Genomic DNA, 18,304 nt, shown 5'->3' on the forward strand with positions numbered 1-18,304 from the left:
CCAGCCCAACTGGCTACGACGACGCTCAGTGACGACGCTTCACGAGCTTGCGCCACAACCAGACCCATAGCCACAACACCGGGAACGCCAGGATCACGAACGGCAGTACGTAGCTCGACCGTTCCAGGGCATCGGCGGTGCCGTCCACCAGGTTGTCCCCCAGGTTGCTGAACATCCGGCTCAAGCGCGACTGTTGTTGCGTGCCATCGGATGGCCGGAAGTTCAGGGTCACGCGGTTGGTGTCCAGCCGCCGCTGGTGGCCGGCGGCGACCTGGGCCAGTTCCTGCAATGCGTTCTCGATGTTTGCCTGCTCTTTGGTCAAGGCAATCAGGTCGCCCACGGTGATGTCCTTGCGCGCAGCCAATGCATCAAGGCGCTGTTGCTGTGCCTGCAAGCGTTCCTGGCCGCGGCGGTTGTTAGCTACGGCATCGGCCAAGTCCTCGGCGCTGGTGATCCGTTGCCCGCGTTGCCCACCTTCGGCGGCCATGGCCACCATCGGCTCGACCCCGGTGGGGGCGATACGCAGCACAATCGTGCCGCCGTCGCTGTTCTCTTCAATACGCAGGATATTGCAGGCACCGAAACGTGCCGATTCGCAGGCTTCGCGGGTGGCCTGCATGCGCGGTACCAGCACGGCGACGGGCAAGGACAGGCTCAATTCATGTTCATAGGCCAATTGCGCATCTGCGCGGCCTTGTTCGCCATTGATCACCGTGGCTTCGGAGTGATCCTTGGGTGATCCTTGGGTGAGCCGCCGGTGAGGGCCAGGGTCGTCAACAACATCAGCGCGGTGAATCTGCCTTCCAGGTGGTGCATTGCAGTTCCTTTGAGTGTGCAAGATAAGGTCGAGGGCGATTAAAGCGGGTCTGCAGGATTAACGCAAAGCATCGCCCGGGATTTGCCGCGCTGATCTTGCTGGTCTCGGCGGATGGGCCGGGTTACACCTCAAGTCTCACTCTAGGACGAACCTGCCATGACCCGTGTCCCCGAAGGATTTATCCCCTTATCGCGCAGCAGCCCTCTCCTGGATTTGTTGGGTCCGGTGTACTGTCGCGGCGAAGGCCTGCAACTGGAACTCGGCCTGCGCGCCGACAACCGCCACGCCAACGGGCGCGGCACCGTCCACGGCGGCGTATTGGCAACCCTGGCGGATGTCGGCATGGGCTACGCGATGGCGTTTTCCAGTGAGCCACCATTGCCACTGATCACTGCCAGCATGACCCTGGACTACCTGGGTTCGGTACAGGTGGGGGAGTGGATCGAGGTCCGACTGGAACACCACAAGCGCGGTCGGCAGATGGCCTTTGCCACAGTGAGCTTGCAGGTAGGGGAGAAGGTGGTGGTGCGGGCCAGTGCGGTGTTTGCGGTGCCGCAGGTACCAAGTTGCCCCTGACACCGCCTCGCTAAAGCTCGACAGCTATGTGAATAGCGCAGGGCACGCGACGTGTGGCAAGTTCCGGGTAAATCCAGGCAAAGAAAAGGCCCGGCTTTTCGTGGAGCCGGGCCTGTTCCATGGTGCTCTTTGAATCAGCTGCGTTCGAGGGCCAGTGCTACGCCTTGGCCACCGCCGATGCACAGGGTCGCCAGACCTTTCTTGGCATCACGCTTGATCATTTCGTGTAGCAAGGTCACCAGCACTCGGCAGCCTGACGCACCAATCGGGTGGCCGATGGCAATTGCGCCGCCGTTGACGTTGACCTTTGCTGTATCCCATTCCAGCTCTTTGCCCACCGCCAGCGACTGGGCGGCGAAGGCTTCGTTGGCTTCGATCAGGTCCAGGTCGCTCAACTGCCAGCCGGCTTTGTCCAGGCAGCGACGGGTGGCCGAAACCGGGCCAATGCCCATGATCGCCGGGTCGACGCCGGCATTGGCGTAGCTGGCAATACGCGCCAGCACCGGCAAGCCGAGGGCTTTGGCCTTGTCGGCACTCATCAGCAGTACGGCAGCAGCGCCGTCGTTGAGGCTGGAGGAGTTACCAGCGGTAACGCTGCCGTCTTTCTTGAAGGCCGGCTTGAGCTTGCCCAGGGATTCGGCGGTGGTACCGGCGCGAGGCTGCTCGTCCACGGCGAAGGCAACCGGGTCGCCCTTGCGCTGGGGAATCAGGATCGGCGTGATCTCATCAACAAATCGCCCAGCTTCGATGGCGGCAGTGGCTTTTTGCTGGGAGGCGGCGGCGAAAGCGTCCTGGGCTTCACGGCTGATGCCGTACTTGTCCACCAGGTTCTCGGCGGTGACGCCCATGTGGTAGTCGTTGAACGCATCCCACAGGCCGTCGGTGATCATGCTGTCGATCATCTTGGCGTGGCCCATGCGCAGGCCGGTGCGGGCGGCTGGCAGGACGTAGGGCGCCAGGCTCATGTTTTCCATGCCGCCAGCGATGATCACCTCGGCGTCACCGCAGCGAATGGCCTGCGCGCCAAGATGCAGGGCCTTGAGGCCCGAGCCGCAGACCTTGTTCAAGGTCAGCGCGGGTACGGCGTGGGGCAGGCCGGCGAGGATCGAGGCCTGGCGTGCCGGGTTCTGGCCGCCGCCTGCGGTCAGCACCTGACCGAGGATCACTTCATCCACCAGCGCGGGGTCCAGGCCGGTCTGCTCCAGCAGGCGGCGGATCACCGCAGCCCCCAGTTCCGGCGCTGGGATGTTGGCCAGCGAGCCCTGGAAACTACCCACGGCGGTGCGTGTGGCAGCAACAATGACGACGTCTTGCATGGAATCTTTCCTCACTGCGCAGCGAACTGCATTTCTGGAACATGGTCCGGGACGATCAGTTTACCGGCGGTCTTGCTGACAATCTCTTCAACGCTGACGCCAGGTGCGCGTTCCTTGAGGACAAATGCGCCATTTTCGATTTCCAGGTAGGCCAGGTCCGTCAGCACGCGCTTGATGCAATTGGCACCGGTCAGCGGCAGGCTGCAACGGCTCAGCAGTTTCGACTCTCCGTCCTTGGAGGCGTGGGTCATGGTGACGATGATGTTTTCTGCACCGGCCACCAGGTCCATGGCGCCGCCCATGCCCTTGACCAGCTTGCCGGGGATCATCCAGGAGGCGATGTTTCCTTCGACGTCGACCTCAAAGGCGCCCAATACCGTCAGGTCGATATGGCCACCGCGAATCATCGCGAAGGACTCGGCCGAGGAAAAAATCGAAGCGCCGATACGGGCGGTGACGGTTTGTTTACCAGCGTTGATCATGTCGGCATCGATGGTTTCTTCAGTAGGAAACGCGCCCATGCCAAGCAGGCCGTTTTCCGACTGCAGCATCACTTCCATGCCTTCGGGGATGTAGTTGGCCACCAGGGTCGGGATGCCGATGCCCAGGTTCACGTAAAAGCCGTCCTGCATTTCGCGGGCGACGCGTTGAGCCATTTGTTCGCGGGTAAGAGCCATGTGTTGTCTCCTTATTATTTGGGCTGGATAAAGGTCACTTGCGCACGGTGCGCTGTTCGATGCGCTTCTCGAAGGTGCCGCAAATGATCCTGTCGACGTAGATGCCAGGGGTGTGGATCTGCGCCGGGTCCAGCTCGCCCGGTTCGACGATTTCCTCGACTTCGACCACGGTGATCTTGCCGGCGGTGGCGGCCAGCGGGTTGAAGTTCTGCGCCGTGTGGCGGTAGATCACGTTACCGAAGTGGTCGGCCTTCCAGCCTTTGACGATGGCGAAGTCGCCGGTGATGGATTCTTCCATCAGGTAAGGGCGACCATTGAATTTGCGGATTTCCTTGCCTTCGGCAACCGGGGTGCCGACGCCGGTTGCAGTGAAGAAGGCCGGGATGCCGGCGCCGCCTGCACGCAGCTTTTCCGCCAGGGTGCCTTGGGGAGTGAGCACTACTTCGATTTCGCCGCTGAGCAGTTGCTTCTCGAACAGGGCATTTTCACCGACGTAGGAGGCGACGACCTTGCTGATCTGCTTGCCTTCCAGCAGCACGCCCAGGCCGAAACCATCGACGCCACAGTTGTTGGAGACCACAGTCAGGTCGCGGGTGCCTTTGCGCTTGATCTCGGCGATGAGGTTTTCCGGGATGCCGCACAGGCCGAAACCGCCGGAGAGTACGGTCATGCCGTCTTCAAGACCTGCCAGCGCTTCCTCATAGGACGCCACGCGTTTATCGAAACCTGCCATATGCACCTCTTTTATTGTTTGTGGGTCAGCCATATGCCCCGAGTGTTGCGCCGTGGGATTGATTTGTTAAGTTGTTTTTTAAGGTTGATTGATTTAAAAAACAGCATAGTCGCCGACGGTCCGGAGTAGTCTCATGACAGTTAAACAGATGCGGGCCTTTCTTGCCGTGGCCCATAGCTTGAGTTTTGCTGCCGCCTGCGAGCGCCTGCACCTTTCCCAGTCGGCGCTGAGCCTGACCATCAAAGGCCTGGAGGAGGGCCTGGGCGGGCGCCTGTTCAGCCGAAATACCCGTAATGTCGCGCTGACCCCGGAAGGCGAATCCCTGTTGCCCCTGGCTCGGCGCTTGATTGCTGATTGGGATAACGCCGAGGACGAACTACGCCAGCGTTTCACCCTGCAGCGTGGGCGGGTGACCGTGGCGGCGATGCCGTCATTTGCCGGCAACCTGCTGCCGCCGATCCTGAAGATATTTCGTGCGCGTTTTCCCCAGGTCAATGTCACGGTCAATGACGTGATCAACGAGCAGGTGCTGGAAATGGTCCGTGATCGCCAAGTGGAGCTGGGGGTAGCCTTCGAGCCGCCACAAAGCTCGTCACTGGGATTTACCCCGTTGTACCTGGACCGTTTTATCGCCGTAGTACCCGCTGACTCACCGTTGACGCAAATGGCCGAGATCGACTGGAAAAGCCTGCTGGAGCAACCCTTCATTACCCTGCAACGCCCTTCAACGGTACGGGTGATGTTGGAGGAACACCTGGGAGCCTTGGGTATGAAATTGCCAGTGGCGCTGGAAAGCCATCAACTGGCGACGGTGGGAAAAATGGTCGCCAGTGGCCTGGGTGTCAGCGCAGTACCGGCGTTGTGTGCCCGACAAATGCAGGAGGCGGGCGCCCATTGCATTACCTTGCGTGATCCGGTGATCGAACGACCCATTGGCGTATTGACCAAACCCGGCCATGAACTCTCGGCAGCAGCCCAGGCATTGTTTGATATCTTTCGCGATGAGGCGGGGAGGGGGCGGTTTCCGGCCTAGTTATAAAAATCAGCAATAAAAAAGCCTGCTCGGTTTAGCGAGCAGGCTCAAGTTATTAGTTGCTATTAATCAGCAGTATTTATCAATAACTCGAACTTTCGAGTTGTCTTTCAAAGCCTGCCATTCGCTGTTCAGCGTATGGAAAACCTGCTCGATAAAGCCGCGATCGGCGGCAGCCTTCTTGCCGACATAACCCTGGCCGCGGCGGTACACCTTCAGGCGCGCTGCCAACTCACGGTTATTCTTGTCGAACTCTTCTTCCACGGTATGGGGCGCCAGGCAGTCAATATGGACCTGACCCGATTTACCAATCCACAGGATATGGTCGTCGAGCGTGTCTTTCTGCGCTGCGAACATCTCAGCCAATTCATTAATAGTTGGTTGGTTGTTCAGATTCATGTGTAAGCCCCTTGACCAGTTGGCGATCTTCAATTGATTCGTTAAAACTGTTTAGTTGTCTCCGGTTCCGAAAACCGGGCGTCAGCGACGGACTGCCGAATACGGGCAGGGTCTTGAACCTGATGCATGTAGTCTTGCTGATGAACTGCTACGCAATGCTTTCATAACGAAGACAAGCAGCGTTTTAGCTCCTTGTACCGATCCTTTCGGGCCAGTCAGCTTCATCAATCTGCCTTGTGGGCAGTGCACATCCGGGAAAAACAGCTCGGCGGTCAGACGAGCTAGTTCAAAGCGCTTGTTACCAACGCTCCCGATCCGGGAGACAACTGAATCATGCAAGGACAAAAAGGTTACGTCAACGATTATGTAGTGATTATTTTTGATCACTACATAAATCGTTGCGGAGGCAGGAGAAAGCAGGAAGTTGTGACTTGAGCGTCATTTTTTGTGCGGGTGGGTCGAGTGCTTTCGCTATCCCAAGCGTTCCACCAGCAGCGTCGAGGACGACTGATGGCAGTGGTGAGGCCAACGTAGCCTCGCTGGGGCTCGGCAACTGCTACGGCAGTTGCTGTTGTAGATGCTTATGCCTGTCACTCGCCGCGAATGTACTGCTCCAGCTGCTTGATCAGGTCGGCCTGTTCGGCAATCGCTTCCTTGACCAGGTCGCCGATGGACAGCAGGCCCAGCAACTTCCCATCTTCCACCACCGGCAAGTGGCGCAGGTGACTGTCGGTCATGATGTTCATGCATTTCTCGACGCTTTGGTGAATGTCGACGGTAATCACCGGTGAGCTCATGATTTCGCTGACCGCTGTCGTGGCAGAGGATCGACCCTTGAGAATCAGTTTGCGCGCGTAATCACGCTCGCTGATGACGCCGATAACCTTGCCTTCATCAACGACCGGCAGGGCACCGACGTTTTTTGCCGCCATCAGAATCAGAGCCTCCATCACTGTCTGGTGTGACTTGATGGTATGGACTTCCTGGTTTTTCTGTTCCTTGGATTTGAGCACTTGTGCAACGGTCTTCATGGCGGCCACTCCGGTGTTGTTGTTGGGAAGTCAGCGATCCCTACAGAATCCTAGACGGTCCACGACTGAGCAAGGTCTAAAGCGCTGTATATCCCGTCGAAAAACGTCATTGGCAGGACTTTTTCCCTGTTCACGTCTTGTTTGCCGGTTTTGCTGCGTGTTTCGGGCTGGCGGTGGTCTTGCGTTTGGCGGGCTTGCGTTTGTTTTTCCAGGGTGTGGCGCCACGTCCCGCCGGGCTGGCTGGACCGCTGATAGTCAGGCTCAACCCGCTGCAACGGCTGACCTGCTTGCTCATCCACGCGGCCTGCTTGGAGACGAATTCTTCCAGGCTCATTTCACCGCTTTGCACCATGTCCAGCGCCTGCTCCCAAATGGCCGTGGTACCGGGGTCGGCAATCGCCCGTGGTACGGCATCGATCAGGCTGAACGCCGCGGGTGTCGCGGACAGGGCCTTGCCGTTTTTCACCAGATAACCCCTATCCAGCAAACCTTGGATGATCCCGGCCCGGGTCGCTTCAGTGCCGATGCCGGTGGTGTCCTTGAGTTTCTGCTTGAGCAACGGGTCTTCCACCAGCTTGGCGACGTTCTTCATCGCCTTGATCAGGTCGCCTTCGGTGAAGGGCTTCGGCGGCTGGGTCCACAGGTCTTTCAGGTTGACCTTCGCCACCGCGTAGTCCCGGCCTTGTATCAGTGCCGGCAAGGGCTGCGGTGCGGGCGCCTCGCGGCCTTTGCTCGGTGCCAGGGCTTCGGGCAATGCCCGTTTCCAGCCCGGCTCGACGATGACTTTGCCCACCGCCCGCAAGGCTTCGCCCGCGCAGTCGAAATCTGCCTGGGTGCGGTCGTACTCGTGGTTGGGTAGAAACTGCGCCAGGTAGCGTGCGCGAATCAGGGTGTAGACCGCGCGATGCTTGCCGGTCAGTTGGCCGAGGTCCTTTCCTGCACCTGTGGGGATGATGCCGTGGTGGGCGCTGACCTTGGCATCGTTCCAGGCCCGGGAGCGCCGCTGGGCGTCCATGTGTGGCATCAGTGCGTTGACTGCCGGATCAGCCTGGCCCAGCGCCGCGAGAATCTTTGGCGCGTCGCCGTGCTGGCTGACGGGCAGGTAGCCGCAGTCACTGCGCGGGTAGGTGATGACCTTGTGGGTTTCGTAAAGAGATTGGGCGATATCCAGGGTTTCCTGGGCGCCGAGGCCGAGCTTTTTCGAGCAGATTTCCTGCAAGGTGCCAAGGTCGAAGAGCAGGGGTGCCACTTCGCGCATGCGTTCGGTACGCAACTTGATCAACCGCGCGCTGGCGGCGTTGCTCATTGCCGTCGCGGCCTGTTGCGCCAGCTGCGGATTGAGGCAGCGGCCCTGATCATCACAGGCGTCTTCGGTGGCGCGCCATTGGGCGGTGAAAGTGATCGAGTCATGTCGCAGCTCGACATCGATGGCCCAATAGGCCACCGGCACGAAGTTGGCAATGCTGCGGTCGCGGTCCACCACCAGGCGCAGGGTGGGGGTTTGCACGCGGCCGACTGGCAATACGCCCTGGTAGCCGGACTGGCGGCCCAGCAGGGTGAACAGACGGCTCATATTCATGCCGATCAGCCAGTCAGCGCGCGACCGCCCGAGGGCCGAGTGGTACAGGCTGAAGGTTTCGGCGCCGGGCTTGAGGGCCGCCAGGGCCTTGCGGATCGAGGCGTCGTCCAGTGCCGATAGCCACAGCCGCTGGATCGGCCCGCGATAACGGCAGTGCTCAACCAGCTCCCGGGCAATCATCTCGCCTTCACGGTCGGCGTCGGTGGCGATCACCAGTTCCTGGGCTTCCCCCAGCAGGCGCTTGACCACCTTGAACTGGCTGGCGGTCCTGGGTTTGACCAGCATCTTCCATTTTTCCGGGACGATGGGCAGGTCGGCCAGTACCCAGCGCTTGTAGCGGGCGTCGTAGGCATCGGGCGGAGCGGTTTCCAGCAGGTGGCCGATGCACCAGGTCACTGTGACCCCGGCACCCAGCCAGCAACCGTCACCACGGCGGCTGGCGCCGAGCACGGCAGCGATATCCTTGGCCTGGGACGGTTTTTCGCAGAGGAACAGCCGCATGGTCACCACATTCGTTACGAAGTTGAATGGGGAGCAGGATGGGCAATGGAAGGGATTTGAGCAACCTTTATCTGGATGGATGTACAGCTAAAAGCTTCAAGCTTCAAGTAAAAGCCGACTCGCTCTTACTTGCCGCTTGAAGCTGACCGCTTGAGGCTCAATTATTATCTATGTCCACATTCTTCGTTTCTTTCAGGAAAATCAGCCCGACGATCAAACTCACCCCAGTAATCACTACCGGATACCACAGGCCATAGAAGATATCGCCGGTGTACACCACCAGCGCAAACGACACCGTCGGCAGGAAGCCCCCGAACCAGCCGTTGCCGATGTGATACGGCAGGGACATCGAGGTGTAGCGGATGCGCGTCGGGAACAGTTCCACCATCAGCGCTGCCAGCGGACCGTAGCACATGGCGGCGATCAGGATCAGGGCGACGATCAGCAGCACCACCATGGTTTTGTTGACCTGTGCCACATCCGCCGAGGATGGGTAACCGGCCAGGGTCACGGCGCCACGCAGGGCTGCTTCGTCGAAGCCGTCGATACGCACCTCGCCCACACTCACCTGGGCCGCGCTGCCCGCAGGAGCGGTGGCGCTGTTGTAAGGCAGGCCCTGTTTGACCAGGAAGGTCTTGATCTTGTCGCATGGGCTGTCAAAACGTGCCTTGCCCACCGGGTCGAACTGGAAGGTGCAGGTGGCCGGGTCCGCCAGCACGGTGATCGGTGCCTGTTGGCTGGCCTGGTCCATGGCCGGGTTGGTGTAGTGGGCCAGGCTCTTGAAAATCGGGAAGTACAGCGCGGTAGCCAGCAGCAGGCCGACCATCAGTACCGGTTTGCGCCCGACCTTGTCCGATAGCCAGCCGAAGAAGATAAAGAACGGCGCACCGATCACCACGCTGATGATCAGCAGCATATTGGCCAGGGCCGGGTCCATCTTCAGGAACTGGGTGAGGAAGAACAGCACGTAGAATTGCGCGGCGTAGAAGGTCACAGCTTGGCCAGCGTTGATGCTGAACAGGGCGATCAGCACCACCTTGAGGTTTTCCCACTTGCCGAAGGACTCGCGGATCGGCGCCTTGCTGACCTTGCCTTCCTCTTTCATTTTCAGGAACGCTGGCGATTCGTGCAGGCTCATGCGAATCCAGGTGGAAATGCCCAGCAGCACGATCGACAGCAGGAACGGCAGGCGCCAGCCCCAGACTTCGAATTGGTCGCCGGTGAAATAACGGCACGCCAGCACCACCAGTAGCGACAACAACAGGCCCAGGGTAGCGGTGGATTGAATCCAGCTGGTGTGAAACCCGCGCTTGTCGGCCGGAGCGTGCTCGGCGACGTAGGTCGCGGCGCCGCCATATTCACCGCCCAGGGCCAGGCCCTGGAGCATGCGCAGCACCACCAGGATTATCGGTGCGGCGATGCCGATGCTCGAATAGGTTGGCAGCAGGCCGACACAAAAGGTCGCCACACCCATCAGGATGATGGTGACAAGGAATGTGTACTTGCGCCCGATCATGTCGCCGAGGCGGCCAAATACCAGCGCGCCGAACGGCCGCACGACAAAGCCGGCGGCAAAGGCCATCAGAGCAAAGATAAACGCCGTAGTGTCGTTGACTCCGGCAAAGAACTGCTTGCTGATCACCGCCGCCAGGGCGCCATAGAGGAAAAAGTCATACCACTCGAACACGGTCCCCAGGGACGAGGCGAAGATGACTTTTTTGGTTTCGTTGCTGGTTCTCGCGCCGATCGCGGAGTCCAGGGGTTGAGCATGCTCTGACATTGGGTATCCCTCACAGTGATTATTTATTGTTGTTCCACTGTCGACGCCGTGTCGGCGTCGCCGCACCACCTCCCCTGTAGGAGACGGGGGTGCTCAGATTGCCGTAACCAGTTCTTTCTCTGGGGCGAGGCTCCTTGTGCCGGGGGACAGGATCAGATGCGCGGCTTTTTCCGCGATCATCAGCGTCGGTGAGCAGGTATTGCCTGAGGTGATGTGCGGCATGATCGAGGCATCAGCGATACGCAGGCCGGGAACACCATGAACCCGCAGTTGCGCGTCGACCACCGCATCTTTATCGCTGCCCATGCGGCAGGTGCCCACCGGGTGGAAGATGGTGGTGCCGATCCGCGCGGCAGCTTCCTGCAGTTGTTCGTCGCTTTGCAATGCGTCGCCGGGAAGGTACTCCACCGGCTTGAATTGGCTCAGGGCCTGGGCGCTGACGATGCGCCGGGTCAGGCGAATGGCGTCGGCGGCGACCCGCAAGTCTTCCGGGTGGCTCAGGTAATTAGGCTGGATCAGCGGCGCATCCTTGGGGTCGGCCGAGCGGATATCGATACGTCCGCGGCTTTGTGGGCGCAAGTCGCAGACTGATGCGGTAAAGGCCGGGAAGGCATGCAACGGTTCGCCAAAGCGTTCCAGGGACAGCGGTTGCACGTGGTATTCGAGGTTTGCCGAGGTCTGTTCCGGCCCCGACCGGGCAAACGCGCCAAGCTGGCTGGGAGCCATGGACAGCGGGCCGCTGCGGTCATAGAGGTAACGCAGGCCCATGCCCATCTTGCCCCACAGGGTGGCGGCGATCTGGTTCAGGGTACGGGCGTTTTCCAGCTTGTAGATCAGCCGCAGTTGCAGATGGTCCTGCAGGTTGCCGCCGACACCGGGCAACTCATGCAGCACCTCGATACCCAAGGGCTTGAGTACGCTGGCCGGGCCAATGCCGGAGCGTTGCAGGATGCCGGGTGAACCGACGGCGCCGGCGCACAGGACAATTTCCTTGCGTACCCGCCAGGTGACTTGTTGCCCGTACTGGCGCCCGACAACCGCGCTGGCCCGGCCGTTTTCCAGCAAGACGCGGTCGACTTCAACCTCAGTCAACACCGTCAGATTGGGCCGTTGCCGAATCGGCTTGAGAAAGGCCTTGGCCGCATTCCAGCGCACACCGGCTTTCTGGTTGACCTGAAAGTAGCCGCAGCCTTCGTTGTCGCCCTGGTTAAAGTCGTCGATGCTGGCGATGCCACTTTGCTTGGCCGCCTCACGAAAGGCATCGAGGATTGGCCAGTGCAGGCGCTGCTGTTCGATGCGCCATTCACCGCCATTACCGTGAAATTCGGAGCTGCCGGCAAAATGGTTTTCGCTCTGTTTGAACAGTGGCAACACATCGTTCCAGGCCCAGCCGGGATTGCCTTCAGCGGCCCAGCCATCGTAGTCCTGGGCCTGGCCACGCATGTAGATCATGCCGTTGATCGAAGAGCAGCCGCCCAGCACCTTGCCCCGTGGGTAGCTCAAGGCGCGGCCTTGCAGGCCTTGTTGGGCCTCGGTCTTGAAGCACCAGTCGGTGCGCGGGTTGCCGATGCAGAACAGGTAGCCGACGGGGATGTGAATCCAGGGATAATTGTCGCGACCGCCGGCTTCAAGCAGCAACACGCGATGGGCGGGGTTGGCGGACAGTCGATTGGCCAGCAGACAGCCTGCGGGGCCGGCGCCTACCACTACGTAATCGTATTCAGCAGCTGCAATGAGCATCTGGGGTCTCGCTTGTTTTTCTTATTGGCGCCATCCTAGTTGTTAGTTTTCGTCTTAAAAATGTTAGTTTTTACTCAACTGCTGTGCGTTTTTAGACAGCGCTGCTTTTAAGGGCGAGTAAGGGTGAGAGGGGAGGCGACATGTTCGACTGGAATGATCTGCGGTTCTTTCTTGAATTACAGCGCAGCGGTCGCCTGCTCACGGCGGCGCAAAGACTGAAAACCACCCACGCCACCGTGGCCCGACACATCGAGGCTATCGAAAAAAGCCTCGGCACCGCGCTGTTCGTCCAGCACGCCCAGGGTTATGAACTGACGCCGTCCGGCGAAGCGCTGCTCAAGCATGCCGAAGCCATGGAAAACGTCGCGCTGTTGGCCGAAGATGAGCTGACCCATTGCGCCGCGCCCTTAGGCAAAATACGCCTCGGCGTGGCGGAAGGCCTGGGGGTGATGTTCCTCGCCGGTCGCATGGGCGGGCTGTTCGAACGTTATCCGGGGCTGGAAGTGGAGCTGGTAGCGGTGCCGCGTTTTGTCAGCATCCTCAACCGCGAGGCGGAAATCAGCATCCACCTGGAGCAGCCCAGCGTCGACCAACTGGTGACCCGCAAACTCACCGACTACCGCCTGGCCCTCTACGCCAGCCGCAGCTACCTGGAGCGCACCCCGCCTATTGAAAAACGTGAAGATCTGGCCGTGCATGCCTGGATCGATTATGTCGATGACCTGCTGTTTAGCCAGGAACTGAAATTCCTCAGCAGCTTCTGCCGCAACCCTAGAGTGGTATTCCATAGCACCAGCGTCATCGCTCAGCACCAGGCGGCGCGCTCGGGGCTGGGTATCGCGGTGTTGCCGTGTTTCATGGCGGCAGGTGATCCAGAGCTGGTGCCGCTGCTGCCGGAGGAGAGCATCCAGCGCAGTTACTGGATCAGCTCCAGGCGCGAACTGCACAAGTCGGTGAGGTTGCGGGTGTTGTGGGATTACGTGGTGGAGTTGTGCGCGCGCGAGCAGGGAGTGTTGTTGGGGGAGTAGTCTCAGCCCCGCAGCTCAAACTCGGCGCTGCCCAGCCGTTCACCATTCACCAGTACATGCACCGCATGCTTGCCGGGGTAGTGCTTGCGCGTGGTCAGTTCACGAATATGTTGGGCGCGGCGCAGGGTGTGGTGTTCACCGGGGCCAAGGGTAAATGACTTCAGCTTGAACACCTTGGACGCACTGTGGCCGGCGCTTTTCACATAGTCGATGGCGTAGTCGACCACCAGCTTTTGCGGGCTGTCGGCGATGGACTCAAGGCTGAAGGACAGGTTGATCCGCTCCCCCAGACAGATCACCGCGGGCTCGACTTTCAGGTGATGGATTTTCACTTCAGCCTTGGCCCCGGCGCCCATGATCGTCAATGCACGCGTGTTTCCCTGCTTGATCAAGCTGCGCAAGGCATGCCGGGCGATCCAGGCGGTGTGGGGACTGTCTAGGGACCAGCCTTCGATCAAGGTCAGCACCCAGTCCGGGTGGTCCTTGGTGATGTCGTTGAGGTGATTGGCCACGGACTTGCGCACGTACAGGCTGCTGTCGGCCTTGAGGTTGTCGAGGATCAAGGCGCAAAGGCTTGGGTTCGCTTGGACCTGGGCCAGGCGGAACGACCACGGCAGCCTGGGTCGTGATCCTTCACTGGCGAGCCGTCGTACGTGTTCGTTGTCATCCTGCGACCAGTCGTGCATCACCGCCAGGGTGCGGTCGAAATCCTTGAGCAAAAAGTGCCGCACGGCAAACTCGGCGGAGCCAAAGGTGGTGAAGTATTTGAGCGCCGCCATGGAGCGCTTGAAGTCGTGGGCGCCATAACTCGCCACGTAGTGCGCCAGGAACAGGCTGACAAAACCGCTGTTCAGCCGTGGCGCCAGGGCGTACAGCAGCTTGAGCGATTGCGGGTAATCCTGCGGGATCACTGCATGCAGGCTTTCGCTGACCCGGGCCATGCGCTGCATCACCGACAACTCGGCCAAGCCCTGTTTGGCATGCTTGAGAAAACCCTTGGCGTCGAACGCCGGGTACACCGCCGTCATCTGCGTGGCGATGTGTTGCAGGCGTTCGACGTTGAAGATTTCCTTGAGGGCAGGAGCGCTTTGGTCAGTCATGGGCAAGTCCGCAGGTACTTGGGGATGCCCGGAAGGCTAACCATCAGCACCTAGAGATACCAGCGATATTCCCGCGCATTGATCTCCTGCTGGAAGGCCAGGTGATCCTGGCGTTTATTTTCGCAATAGACGTCGACAAATTCCGCACCCAGCCCTTCGCGCAGGGCCGGTTGGTGCTGCATGGCGCGCACCGCTTCGAGCATCTCCAGAGGGAAATCCGCGCCGCTGTTACGGTCCTCATTCAGAGGTGCGATGGGTTCGCGAGCCGCTTGCAGGCCGTGCTCAAGCCCCACCAGGATCGCTGCCAGCACCAGATACGGATTGGCGTCGGCACTGGCCAGGCGATGCTCGATGCGCAGGTTGCGTGGGTCGGACTCGGGAATGCGTACGCAGGCGTCGCGATCTTCATAACCCCAACAGGCTTTCGTGGCCGCGTTGACCGTACCGCCCAGGCGGCGGAAGGCGTTGTGGTTGGGGGAGAAAATCGGCATGCAATGAGGCAGCAGTTCCAGGCAGCCGGCCACGGCATGGCGCAACGGTTGCTGCTGGTGCGCCGCCAACAGGTTGTTGCCCGCGGCATCGTAGAGGCTGACATGCACATGCATGCCGCTGCCCGGATGGTGCAGGTATGGCTTGGCCATAAAGCTGGCGCGATAACCATGCTTGAGTGCCACGCCACGGGTGCTGCGGCAGAACAGGGCGGCCCAGTCGGCAGCGCGCAGGCCGTCGTCGAGGTGACCGAAATTGATCTCGAACTGGCCGGGGCCCAATTCGGCGGTGATCACCGTAATGTCGATGCCCTGGGCCTGGGCGGTTTGCACCATGTCATCGAGCACCGGGGCAAAGCGCGACAGGCGTTCGATGTGCAGGTTGGGTTGGTCGTCAGGGTCATCGCTCAACGGGTCGCGGGCAAATTGCGGCAGGCCGTCAGCGAGTTTTTTATCGAGCAAGTAGAACTCCAGCTCGAAGGCCACTACCGGGTGAATGCCCTTGTGTTGCAAGCGTTCCAGGACCTTGGCCAACACCTCGCGGGGTTCGAACTCGATGGGCGCTTCGGTGCCATCGGAGGTGATCAGCATCTGCCCCAAGGGTTGCGCTTCCCAGCTCACCGGCTTGAGGGTGCCGGGCACCAGGCGCCGATTGGCGTCCGGGTCGCCGTCGTGGAAGCAATAGTCGCCGATTTTGAACAGGCCGCCCTGAGCCCCCAGCAGCACGGCATTTTGCGGCAGCTTCAAGGAACTGCCGGCGGCGACTTTTTCCAGCATTTCTACCGGGTAGCGCTTGCCATAAAAATGCCCTGGAATATCCAGGGAAATCAGGTCGACGTAACGCACGTCAGGATGGTTCTGGCGAAAAGTCCGGACTTCGGCCAGCAGCGTGGAAGACTTGCTTTGCACGGGTGACGCTCCTTTGTGTGCCGTGATCGGCGCTCAGTTATAGACCCACAGCACGCGGGCTGGCAGGTCGGTCAGGTTGCCGTAGCGGCAATAGGCAAAACTGGCCAGGTGAAAACTGTCGCCGGGGCCCAGCGTGACCGACTCGGCCTCGCCCTCGACCCACAGCGTCAACTCGCCCTCCAGCACGTAACCGGCCTGTTCGGCGCGGTCGCTCATGGTTTGTTCACCACTGTTGGCGCCGGGTTCCAGCAGGCTGTCGAGGATCGAAAAAGCACCCTGCATGCTCGGCGAGACGAGGATGTCGGTGATCCCATTGGCGTAATACACCGTGCGCCGCTCATTAGGGCGGGTCACCCAGTTCACCGCCTTGGGTTTGGACAGGCTGTAGAAGTAGGTAGTGGGCACGTCCAGCGCGTGGCTGATGGCGGTCAAGTCGGCCACCGTCGGACGGGACAAGCCGCGCTCGACCTGGGACAGGAAGCCGACGGAGCGGTCGATCTTTTGCGCCAGTTGGGCCAGGGTGAGCTTCTTGTACTTGCGCAGGTCGTGGATCAGGATCGCCAGGGCGTCGAGTTCTTCTTGTTTGTCCATGGGGGAGGCGCCGTGAAATTATCTTTAATAAATTTCATGAAAAATTACAGGATTAATTTCATGTGCGCAATGACGTCAGCACATCAAATAGAAATGTTGCCTGGCCCACCGCTATCGCAGCCTCGCTGAAGCTCGACAGCTCCCATACCGAATCTGCTTCGCTGTCGACCCCATTTAAATTTTGCATAAATGCATAAGTCAGCATTTTTTGCCGCTCAACTTGCGTTAAGGTACCTGCGCCCGCTGGCTGCAATGGCTCCCTGGGCGACCGACTTAAGGACAAGAGAGCAGGATGCTGGCCACCATAAAAAACTACCCCCGCACGGTTAATCTACTGCTGTTAGCCACGCTGATTCTCACGCTGGCGAGGGCGATTACCTTTCCCTATCTGGTGATCTACCTGTCCAGCCGTTTTGCCCTGGACATCAGCCAGGTCGGCCTGGTGATTGGCAGTTCGCTGATCGTCGGTTCCCTGTTGAGTGTGTACGGTGGCTTCCTGGTGGACCGGGTCAACAGCTATTGGCTGTTGCTTGGCCTGAGTCTGGTATTTGTGCTGGGCTTTGTCGGCACCGTGCTGGCGCGAGACCTGTGGTTGTTTTACAGCTGTCTGATCCTGATCAATCTGGCTTATGCGGTGATTGATATCGCAGTGAAGTCCGGCTTTGCCAGCCTGCTGCCTGAAGCGGCGCGCAGCGAAGTATTTTCCATCAAGTACACCCTGACCAATATCGGCTATGCGGTAGGCCCGGCGCTCGGGGCTGTGGTGGCCAAGCTCGATATCAGCCTGCCGTTTGTGCTGTCGGCGGTCCTTGGGGCGGGGTTTTTCCTGCTCTACTGGCGTTGGGGCGACAGGCACCTCACCACCGCCGACACCACGCAAAAACCGGTGTCGTTCCTGGCGGTGGGTGGTTTGTTATTGCGCGACCACCGGCTGGTCTGCTTTACCGTCGGCGGCTTGCTCAGCGCCGTGGTGTTCGGTCAGTTCACGGCCTACTTGTCCCTGTACCTGGTGACCACCGCCACTGCGCAATACACCTACACCATCATCAGTTCGGTGGTAACCACCAACGCACTGATGGTGATCAGCCTGCAGTATTTTATTGGCCGGCGTATTTCCCATCGCCACCTGAGCCGCTGGCTGATCCTGGGCCTGGGGATGTTCATGCTAGGGGTGATCGGTTTTGCGCTGGCGACCACTGTGTGGTGGTGGGTCCTGGCCATGGCGATTTTCACCGTGGGGGAAATCATCGTGTTCCCCGCCGAGTACATGTTTATCGACCGGATCGCCCCGGACCATCTGAGGGGCATGTACTACGGTGCGCAAAACCTTTCCAACCTTGGCGCTGCGCTGGGGCCGGTATTGTGCGGGCTGGTGCTGGCCAGCCTGCCGGCCCACTACATGTTCTACATGCTGGCGGCGTTTATTGTCGGTGGGGGCTTGTTCTACTTTATTGGTGCGTCGATACGCTCGGATCGGCCAGATTGACCTGCCCTACGGTATTGCTTTGCAGCTCGTAGCGCAGTTCTTCGATCATGTTTTCTACGTCTTGCGGGTTTTTCAGCTTGTTGATGCTGATCCCTGTGACCACCAGGTCTACCCGGCCGCTTTCTGCATCAAAGACTTTCAAGGTCAATGACGCATCGCGGCACAGGGTGAATTCGCAGTTTAGAGGCAGCAAGCCTGCTTCGATGCAGTTGCGCAGTTGCGAGAGGGTAAACATGCGGGCGCCCTCAGCGACGACGTAACAACAGGCCCAGGACCAGGCCCACACCGGCAACAATCGCCACGGTGGCAAGCGGTTTGTTTTTGGCGAAATCACCGACGCTATCCAATGCATCGCCGTAGGTTTGCTGCAATTGGCCGGCGGCCTGGCGGGCAACACCTTCGGCTTGAAGCTGTTCGTCACCGGTCAACTCACCGAAGAAATCTTGTGCCTTGCCTGCGACTTTTTCGACGGAGCCTTTGACGTGTTCGCTTTTCATGGTGTTCTCCTTCAAGGGCTTAT

The 18,304-nt window shown here is 59.9% G+C and carries 18 protein-coding genes; 4 read left to right on the forward strand and 14 right to left on the reverse strand.

Annotation, left to right across the window (positions count from 1 at the left end):
• Positions 1-25: 25 nt before the first annotated feature.
• Entirely contained in the window at positions 26-796 is a 771-nt protein-coding gene (locus AAEZ06_RS19815; protein WP_149413185.1) for a DUF4349 domain-containing protein, read from the reverse strand.
• Positions 797-973: 177 nt separating this feature from the next.
• Between AAEZ06_RS19815 and AAEZ06_RS19820 the strand changes: the two genes are divergently transcribed.
• Positions 974-1,393: a PaaI family thioesterase gene (locus AAEZ06_RS19820; RefSeq protein WP_149413101.1), complete on the forward strand. Its 420-nt coding sequence runs from the start codon at positions 974-976 to the stop codon at positions 1,391-1,393.
• Positions 1,394-1,527: 134 nt separating this feature from the next.
• Here the strand turns inward: AAEZ06_RS19820 and AAEZ06_RS19825 are convergent, their stop codons facing one another.
• The 3 genes from AAEZ06_RS19825 to AAEZ06_RS19835 are packed head-to-tail and all read right to left on the reverse strand — an operon-like array spanning position 1,528 to position 4,119.
• The gene (locus tag AAEZ06_RS19825; RefSeq protein WP_149413100.1) at positions 1,528-2,709 is read right to left on the reverse strand and encodes an acetyl-CoA C-acetyltransferase; all 1,182 of its coding nucleotides are present in this window, start codon (positions 2,707-2,709) and stop codon (positions 1,528-1,530) included.
• A gap of 11 nt (positions 2,710-2,720) precedes the next feature.
• A complete protein-coding gene (locus AAEZ06_RS19830; protein ID WP_133100412.1) occupies positions 2,721-3,386 on the reverse strand; it encodes a CoA transferase subunit B in 666 nt (221 codons plus the stop codon).
• Positions 3,387-3,420: 34 nt separating this feature from the next.
• The gene (locus tag AAEZ06_RS19835; protein WP_149413099.1) at positions 3,421-4,119 is read right to left on the reverse strand and encodes a CoA transferase subunit A; all 699 of its coding nucleotides are present in this window, start codon (positions 4,117-4,119) and stop codon (positions 3,421-3,423) included.
• 133 nt (positions 4,120-4,252) lie between these two features.
• On the opposite strand from AAEZ06_RS19835, the gene AAEZ06_RS19840 reads away from it, so the two are divergent.
• Positions 4,253-5,152 (forward strand): LysR family transcriptional regulator, encoded by a 900-nt coding sequence (locus tag AAEZ06_RS19840; RefSeq protein ID WP_350615802.1) that lies wholly within the window; start codon positions 4,253-4,255, stop codon positions 5,150-5,152.
• A gap of 69 nt (positions 5,153-5,221) precedes the next feature.
• On the opposite strand, the gene AAEZ06_RS19845 is transcribed toward AAEZ06_RS19840, so the two are convergent.
• The 5 genes from AAEZ06_RS19845 to AAEZ06_RS19865 form a co-directional block, all read right to left on the reverse strand.
• Entirely contained in the window at positions 5,222-5,551 is a 330-nt protein-coding gene (locus tag AAEZ06_RS19845; protein WP_149413097.1) for a hypothetical protein, read from the reverse strand.
• 590 nt (positions 5,552-6,141) lie between these two features.
• Complete coding sequence (locus AAEZ06_RS19850) at positions 6,142-6,582, reverse strand: CBS domain-containing protein (RefSeq protein WP_149413096.1); 441 nt, start codon at positions 6,580-6,582, stop codon at positions 6,142-6,144.
• Positions 6,583-6,712: 130 nt separating this feature from the next.
• Complete coding sequence (locus tag AAEZ06_RS19855) at positions 6,713-8,662, reverse strand: DNA topoisomerase III (protein WP_350615804.1); 1,950 nt, start codon at positions 8,660-8,662, stop codon at positions 6,713-6,715.
• Positions 8,663-8,819: 157 nt separating this feature from the next.
• Complete coding sequence (locus tag AAEZ06_RS19860; RefSeq protein ID WP_350615806.1) at positions 8,820-10,442, reverse strand: MFS transporter; 1,623 nt, start codon at positions 10,440-10,442, stop codon at positions 8,820-8,822.
• A 93-nt stretch (positions 10,443-10,535) separates the two neighbouring features.
• Positions 10,536-12,182, reverse strand: a complete 1,647-nt coding sequence (locus AAEZ06_RS19865; protein ID WP_350615808.1) for a GMC family oxidoreductase — start codon at positions 12,180-12,182, stop codon at positions 10,536-10,538.
• 140 nt (positions 12,183-12,322) lie between these two features.
• Here AAEZ06_RS19865 and AAEZ06_RS19870 point away from each other — a divergent pair, with 140 nt between their 5' ends.
• Entirely contained in the window at positions 12,323-13,210 is an 888-nt protein-coding gene (locus AAEZ06_RS19870; protein ID WP_149413092.1) for a LysR family transcriptional regulator, read from the forward strand.
• 2 nt (positions 13,211-13,212) lie between these two features.
• Here the strand turns inward: AAEZ06_RS19870 and AAEZ06_RS19875 are convergent, their stop codons facing one another.
• From AAEZ06_RS19875 to AAEZ06_RS19885, 3 genes are read right to left on the reverse strand one after another with little or no spacing between them, the layout of a single operon-like run.
• Positions 13,213-14,310: a DNA alkylation repair protein gene (locus AAEZ06_RS19875; RefSeq protein WP_149413091.1), complete on the reverse strand. Its 1,098-nt coding sequence runs from the start codon at positions 14,308-14,310 to the stop codon at positions 13,213-13,215.
• A gap of 50 nt (positions 14,311-14,360) precedes the next feature.
• Entirely contained in the window at positions 14,361-15,707 is a 1,347-nt protein-coding gene (locus AAEZ06_RS19880; protein ID WP_149413090.1) for a glutamine synthetase family protein, read from the reverse strand.
• Positions 15,708-15,740: 33 nt separating this feature from the next.
• Positions 15,741-16,298: a helix-turn-helix domain-containing protein gene (locus AAEZ06_RS19885; RefSeq protein ID WP_149413089.1), complete on the reverse strand. Its 558-nt coding sequence runs from the start codon at positions 16,296-16,298 to the stop codon at positions 15,741-15,743.
• Positions 16,299-16,590: 292 nt separating this feature from the next.
• Between AAEZ06_RS19885 and AAEZ06_RS19890 the strand changes: the two genes are divergently transcribed.
• Positions 16,591-17,784 (forward strand): MFS transporter, encoded by a 1,194-nt coding sequence (locus AAEZ06_RS19890; protein ID WP_149413087.1) that lies wholly within the window; start codon positions 16,591-16,593, stop codon positions 17,782-17,784.
• Here AAEZ06_RS19890 and AAEZ06_RS19895 read toward each other — a convergent pair.
• Both AAEZ06_RS19895 and AAEZ06_RS19900 read right to left on the reverse strand, forming a co-directional pair.
• Entirely contained in the window at positions 17,747-18,019 is a 273-nt protein-coding gene (locus AAEZ06_RS19895) for a DUF1652 domain-containing protein (RefSeq protein ID WP_149413086.1), read from the reverse strand. The two genes, AAEZ06_RS19890 and AAEZ06_RS19895, sit on opposite strands and share 38 nt — an antisense overlap.
• Before the next feature lie 10 nt (positions 18,020-18,029).
• Complete coding sequence (locus AAEZ06_RS19900; RefSeq protein ID WP_149413085.1) at positions 18,030-18,281, reverse strand: CsbD family protein; 252 nt, start codon at positions 18,279-18,281, stop codon at positions 18,030-18,032.
• Positions 18,282-18,304: the final 23 nt, after the last annotated feature.

Origin of the sequence: Pseudomonas sp. HY7a-MNA-CIBAN-0227, assembly GCF_040310325.1 — a bacterium.
Taxonomy (GTDB): Bacteria; Pseudomonadota; Gammaproteobacteria; order Pseudomonadales; family Pseudomonadaceae; genus Aquipseudomonas.

Excerpts from the sequence above, each read along its gene's own strand:
- AAEZ06_RS19845 (WP_149413097.1), bottom strand. The coding sequence starts at position 5,551 with ATGAATCTGAACAACCAACCAACTATTAATGAATTGGCTGAGATGTTC.
- AAEZ06_RS19825 (WP_149413100.1), bottom strand. The coding sequence starts at position 2,709 with ATGCAAGACGTCGTCATTGTTGCTGCCACACGCACCGCCGTGGGTAGT.
- AAEZ06_RS19830 (WP_133100412.1), bottom strand. The coding sequence starts at position 3,386 with ATGGCTCTTACCCGCGAACAAATGGCTCAACGCGTCGCCCGCGAAATG.
- AAEZ06_RS19855 (WP_350615804.1), bottom strand. The coding sequence starts at position 8,662 with ATGCGGCTGTTCCTCTGCGAAAAACCGTCCCAGGCCAAGGATATCGCT.
- AAEZ06_RS19850 (WP_149413096.1), bottom strand. The coding sequence starts at position 6,582 with ATGAAGACCGTTGCACAAGTGCTCAAATCCAAGGAACAGAAAAACCAG.
- AAEZ06_RS19860 (WP_350615806.1), bottom strand. The coding sequence starts at position 10,442 with ATGTCAGAGCATGCTCAACCCCTGGACTCCGCGATCGGCGCGAGAACC.
- AAEZ06_RS19835 (WP_149413099.1), bottom strand. The coding sequence starts at position 4,119 with ATGGCAGGTTTCGATAAACGCGTGGCGTCCTATGAGGAAGCGCTGGCA.
- AAEZ06_RS19900 (WP_149413085.1), bottom strand. The coding sequence starts at position 18,281 with ATGAAAAGCGAACACGTCAAAGGCTCCGTCGAAAAAGTCGCAGGCAAG.
- AAEZ06_RS19820 (WP_149413101.1), top strand. The coding sequence starts at position 974 with ATGACCCGTGTCCCCGAAGGATTTATCCCCTTATCGCGCAGCAGCCCT.
- AAEZ06_RS19885 (WP_149413089.1), bottom strand. The coding sequence starts at position 16,298 with ATGGACAAACAAGAAGAACTCGACGCCCTGGCGATCCTGATCCACGAC.
- AAEZ06_RS19870 (WP_149413092.1), top strand. The coding sequence starts at position 12,323 with ATGTTCGACTGGAATGATCTGCGGTTCTTTCTTGAATTACAGCGCAGC.
- AAEZ06_RS19895 (WP_149413086.1), bottom strand. The coding sequence starts at position 18,019 with ATGTTTACCCTCTCGCAACTGCGCAACTGCATCGAAGCAGGCTTGCTG.
- AAEZ06_RS19875 (WP_149413091.1), bottom strand. The coding sequence starts at position 14,310 with ATGACTGACCAAAGCGCTCCTGCCCTCAAGGAAATCTTCAACGTCGAA.
- AAEZ06_RS19865 (WP_350615808.1), bottom strand. The coding sequence starts at position 12,182 with ATGCTCATTGCAGCTGCTGAATACGATTACGTAGTGGTAGGCGCCGGC.
- AAEZ06_RS19890 (WP_149413087.1), top strand. The coding sequence starts at position 16,591 with ATGCTGGCCACCATAAAAAACTACCCCCGCACGGTTAATCTACTGCTG.
- AAEZ06_RS19840 (WP_350615802.1), top strand. The coding sequence starts at position 4,253 with ATGACAGTTAAACAGATGCGGGCCTTTCTTGCCGTGGCCCATAGCTTG.